The sequence below is a fragment of the Streptomyces sp. SID5785 genome, assembly GCF_009870065.1.
GTDB lineage: Bacteria > Actinomycetota > Actinomycetes > Streptomycetales > Streptomycetaceae > Streptomyces.
This window is the reverse complement of the sequence record NZ_WWIA01000140.1, coordinates 1-5,171: the sequence shown is the minus strand read 5'-3', so window position 1 is coordinate 5,171 and position 5,171 is coordinate 1. Positions and strand designations below refer to the sequence as shown.

3 protein-coding genes and 1 pseudogene are annotated in these 5,171 nt (G+C 70.2%); 3 read left to right on the top strand and 1 reads right to left on the bottom strand.

What is annotated here, in order from left to right; all coding sequences use genetic code 11:
- The first annotated feature begins 111 nt into the window (after nucleotides 1-111).
- Nucleotides 112-2,283: a 3-hydroxyacyl-CoA dehydrogenase NAD-binding domain-containing protein gene (locus GTW43_RS04490; RefSeq protein WP_161300309.1), complete on the top strand. Its 2,172-nt coding sequence runs from the start codon at nucleotides 112-114 to the stop codon at nucleotides 2,281-2,283.
- Nucleotides 2,284-2,335: 52 nt separating this feature from the next.
- On the opposite strand, the gene GTW43_RS04485 is transcribed toward GTW43_RS04490, so the two are convergent.
- Nucleotides 2,336-3,085 carry a MerR family transcriptional regulator gene (locus GTW43_RS04485; RefSeq protein ID WP_161300308.1) on the bottom strand — a complete coding sequence of 250 codons (750 nt, stop codon included), beginning with the start codon at nucleotides 3,083-3,085 and terminating at the stop codon, nucleotides 2,336-2,338.
- A 301-nt stretch (nucleotides 3,086-3,386) separates the two neighbouring features.
- On the opposite strand from GTW43_RS04485, the gene GTW43_RS04480 reads away from it, so the two are divergent.
- Nucleotides 3,387-4,859: an amino acid permease gene (locus tag GTW43_RS04480; RefSeq protein WP_161300307.1), complete on the top strand. Its 1,473-nt coding sequence runs from the start codon at nucleotides 3,387-3,389 to the stop codon at nucleotides 4,857-4,859.
- Nucleotides 4,860-4,898: 39 nt separating this feature from the next.
- A pseudogene (locus GTW43_RS04475) lies at nucleotides 4,899-5,171 on the top strand (Appr-1-p processing protein); the annotation flags it as partial.

The following is a 5,171-nucleotide window of genomic DNA, read 5'->3' as shown; positions in this document are numbered from 1 at the left end:
CGCGGGGAACTGCGCGAGAAGCCCCACCGGCCCGCACCTGGCGAACGAGACCCGGCCACCCCTCCCGTAGCCGCCAAGAAGCGACCCGCACCTGACTTCACGGAGACACACATGACCGCCAGCTCCACCATCCGCTGGGAACAGGACGACACCGGCATCGTCACCCTCGTCCTCGACGACCCGAACCAGTCCGCGAACACCATGAACCAGGCGTTCAAGGACTCGATCGCCGCGATCGCCGACCGCGCCGAGGCCGAGAAGGACTCCATCCGCGGCATCATCTACACCTCCGCGAAGAAGACCTTCTTCGCGGGCGGCGACCTCAAGGACATGATGCAGGCGGGCCCCGAGGACGCCCAGGCCGTCTTCGAGACCGGCACCGGCATCAAGAACTCGCTTCGCCGCATCGAGACCCTCGGCAAGCCGGTCGTCGCGGCGATCAACGGCGCGGCCCTCGGCGGCGGTTACGAGATCGCCCTCGCCAGCCACCACCGCGTCGCCCTCGACGCCCCCGGCTCGAAGATCGGCCTCCCCGAGGTCACGCTCGGCCTGCTTCCGGCCGGCGGCGGCGTCACCCGCACCGTCCGCCTCATGGGCATCGCCGACGCCCTGCTCAAGATCCTTCTCCAGGGCACCCAGTACACGCCGAAGCGCGCCCTGGACAACGGCCTCGTCCACGAGGTCGCCGCCACCCGCGAGGAGATGATCGAGAAGGCCCGCGCCTTCATCGACGCGAACCCCGAGTCGCAGCAGCCCTGGGACAAGCCCGGCTACCGCATCCCGGGCGGCACCCCCGCCAACCCGAAGTTCGCGGCGAACCTCCCGGCCTTCCCGGCCAACCTGAAGAAGCAGCTGAACGGCGCCCCCTACCCGGCCCCGCGCAACATCCTCGCGGCCGCCGTCGAGGGCTCCCAGGTCGACTTCGAGACCGCCCTGACGATCGAGGCCCGCTACTTCACCGAGCTGGTCACCGGCCAGACCGCGAAGAACATGATCCAGGCGTTCTTCTTCGACCTCCAGGCCGTCAACTCCGGCGCCAACCGCCCCCAGGGCATCGAGCCCCGCACGGTCCGCAAGGTCGCCGTCCTCGGCGCGGGCATGATGGGCGCCGGCATCGCCTACTCCTGCGCCCGCGCCGGCATCGAGGTCGTCCTCAAGGACGTCTCCGCCGAGTCCGCCGCCAAGGGCAAGGCCTACTCGGAGAAGCTCTGCGAGAAGGCCGTCACGCGCGGCCGCACCACGCGGGAGAAGGCCGACGCGCTGCTCGCCCGCATCACGCCCACCGCCGACCCGCAGGACGTCGCGGGCTGCGACGCCGTCATCGAGGCCGTCTTCGAGGACCCGGCGCTCAAGCACAAGGTGTTCCAGGAGATCCAGCACCTCGTCGAGCCCGACGCCCTGCTGTGCTCCAACACCTCGACGCTGCCCATCACCGCGCTGGCCGAGGGCGTCGAGCGGCAGGCCGACTTCATCGGCCTCCACTTCTTCTCACCGGTCGACAAGATGCCGCTCGTCGAGATCATCAAGGGCGAGCGCACCGGCGACGAGGCCCTGGCCCGCGCCTTCGACCTGGTCCGCCAGATCAGCAAGACGCCGATCGTCGTCAACGACTCGCGCGGCTTCTTCACCTCCCGAGTCATCGGCCACTTCATCAACGAGGGCGTCGCCATGGTCGGCGAGGGCATCGAGCCCGCCTCCGTCGAGCAGGCCGCGGGCCAGGCCGGCTACCCGGCGAAGGTGCTCTCCCTGATGGACGAGCTGACCCTGACCCTGCCGCGCAAGATCCGCAACGAGTCGAAGGCGGCGATCGTCGAGGCCGGCGGCACCTGGGACACGCACCCCGCCGAGGCCGTCATCGACCGCATGGTCGACGAGTTCGGCCGCACCGGCCGCAGCGGCGGCGCGGGCTTCTACGCGTACGGCGAGGACGGCAAGCGCGCCGGGCTGTGGCCGGGGCTGCGCGAGCACTTCACGAAGCCGGGCAGCGAGATCCCCTTCCGCGACATGCAGGAGCGCATGCTGTTCTCGGAGGCGCTCGACACGGTGAAGCTGATCGAGGAGGGCGTCCTGACCTCCGTCGCCGACGCCAACATCGGCTCGATCTTCGGCATCGGCTTCCCCGGCTGGACCGGCGGCGTCCTGCAGTACATCAACGGCTACGAGGGCGGCCTGCCCGGCTTCGTGGCCCGCTCGCGGGAGCTGGCCGAGCGCTACGGCGACCGGTTCCTGCCGCCCGCGCTGCTCGTCGAGAAGGCGGAGAAGGGCGAGACCTTCACCGACTGACCGCGCGCTGACTGCGCGCTGACCGCGCGCGAGGCCCCGGGAGGCGTTCCGCTCAGCTCTCCGAGCGGAACGCCTCCCGCAGTTCCTCGCTCAGCGACCGCTGGAAGGCGGTCACCAGCGCCTGCATGACCATGGGCTGCATATGGGCCGACAGCGACTTCATCGCGGCGACGTGCTCCGGGTCCGCCTCCCGCTCCCGGTAGGGGCCCCACACCTCGTCGCGGAAGAGCCGCGACAGCTCGTGCGCCGCCTCGCGCGCGTGGCCGAGCAGCACGGTGCGGGACGCCAGGATGGTCTCGTGGGCGATCGGCACGTCGAGCAGCTGCACGCCCAGCCGCAGCAGCCCCACGTCCACCCGGAACCTGTCGGCGACGTCCTCGTGCGCGACGACGCCCATCGCGCAGAGACGGTCCAGGTCGGTGCCGGTCAGCGCCCGGCCCGCACGGCGCTCGAGCTCCTCGTGGCTCATCTCCTCCGCGGAGTCCGGCGCCCAGCTCGCCACGACGGCCCGGTGGATCGCCAGGTCGTGCGCGCTCAGATCGGCCGGCAGATGCTCCACGTACCGTTCGATCGCCGCCAGGGTCATGCCCTGGTGCTGCAGCTCCTCGATCAGCGCGAGCCGCGACAGGTGGTCCTGCCCGTAGTGCCCGACACGGCGCGCCCCGATGACCGGCGGCGGCAGCAGCCCGCGGGTGCTGTAGAAGCGGATGGTGCGCACCGTCACGCCCGCGCGGGCCGCGAGCTCGTCGACCGTCAGCGTGGGGGCCGACGGGCCCTGGGCGTCCTCGATGTCCGTCGTCATCCTCGTCCTCGTCACATGCGACCGGGTTCAACAGTATTGCTGAGACACCTGTGCTGTGAAACCCTCCGGCGCGCGCGGCCACCGCTCTCCGCACCCGCGAGTACACCCGTGCGTTCCGCCTGTACAGGGGTGTTCCGGCATGTGAGAAGCGCCGCTATGTGATCTCCGCCACCGCGTGCCGCGCGATCCCTGGGGGAAGGTGCACCGTCGGTCCGCGCGCTGTCAGGGGTGTCGCGGACCGGAGCACATCCGGACCCCGGCGGCCCCCACGCCGCCGGGCACCACAGAGTGGACACCCCACGTGAGCAAGGACGCCGTCACCACGGCTTCGGACGTGTCCCGCGCGGACGCCTCCCAGGCGCCCGCAGATGCGGGCGACGCCGGCTACAGCAAGGACCTCAAGGCCCGTCACGTCAACATGATCGCGATCGGCGGCGCGATCGGTACCGGACTCTTCCTCGGCGCAGGAGGCCGCCTCCACTCGGCCGGCCCCGCCCTCGCCGTCGCGTACCTCGTGTGCGGCATCTTCGCCTTCTTCGTCGTGCGTGCGCTCGGCGAGCTCGTCCTCTACCGCCCCTCCTCCGGCTCGTTCGTCTCCTACGCGCGCGAGTTCCTCGGGGAGAAGGGCGCGTACGTCGCCGGCTGGATGTACTTCCTCAACTGGTCGACCACGGGCATCGCCGACATCACCGCGATCGCCCTGTACACGCACTACTGGAGCTTCTTCACGAGCATCCCGCAGTGGGTGCTCGCGCTGATCGCCCTCGCGGTGGTCCTGGCCGTCAACCTCATCTCCGTGAAGATCTTCGGCGAGATGGAGTTCTGGTTCGCGATCGTCAAGGTCGCCGCCCTGGTGGCCTTCATGCTCATCGGCATCTTCCTGCTGGTCACGCAGCACGACGTGGGCGGCCAGACCCCCGGTCTGAGCGTCATCACGGACAACGGCGGCTTCCTGCCGCACGGCATGATGCCCGTCGTCCTCGTGATGCAGGGCGTCGTCTTCGCCTACGCGTCCCTCGAGCTGGTCGGCGTCGCGGCCGGCGAGACGGCCGAGCCCCACAAGGTCGTCCCGCGCGCGGTGAACTCCATCATGTGGCGCGTCGGCGTCTTCTACGTCGGCTCGGTCGTCCTGCTCGCGCTGCTGCTGCCCGGCGTCGTGTACTCCGCGGACGAGAGCCCCTTCGTCACCGTCCTCTCCCGGATCGGCGTCCCCGCGGCCGGCGACGTGATGAACCTCGTGGTGCTCACGGCCGCCATGTCCTCGCTCAACTCCGGCCTCTACTCCACCGGCCGCATCCTGCGCTCGATGGCCATGGCCGGCTCCGCGCCCCGCTTCACCGCGGTCATGAACAAGAACCAGGTGCCCTACGGCGGCATCCTGCTCACCGCGGGCGTCGGCGTCCTCGGTGTCGTGCTCAACAGCGTCGTGCCCGGCAAGGCCTTCGAGATCGTTCTGAACGTCGCCTCGCTCGGCATCATCAGCACCTGGGTCATCATCATGATCTGCCACCTCGCCTTCGTCCGGCGCGCGAAGGAGGGCCTGGTCAGGCGCCCGTCGTTCCGGCTTCCGGGCAGCGGTGTCACCGAGTACGTCACGATCGCCTTCCTGTTGGCCGTGCTCGGCCTGATGTGGAAGGACCCCGAGGTCGGCCGCAAGACGCTGTACCTCATCCCGATCGTCGCCGTGATGCTCGTCGTCGGCTGGTTCGGTGTCCGCCGCCGGGTGGAGCGCCAGGCGAACGACGAACTGACGAAGGTCGCCCAGGGGGACTGACCCCGACTCGTTGTCGGTGCACGGCCCTACGGTGGCGTCATGTCGGAGATCACGTATGTCCGGGGTGACGCCACCGTGCCGTTCGGCAAGGGCCCGCGTCTGATCGTCCATGTCTGCAACGACATCGGCGGCTGGGGCAAGGGCTTCGTCCTCGCCCTGTCACGCCGCTGGCCCGAGCCCGAGCGGGCCTACCGCCGCTGGCACCGCGAGCGCGCGGGGAACGACTTCGGGCTCGGCGCCGTCCAGTTCGTCCAGGTCGAGTCCTGGCTGTGGGTGGCGAACATGATCGGCCAGCGCGGCGTCCGCACGGGC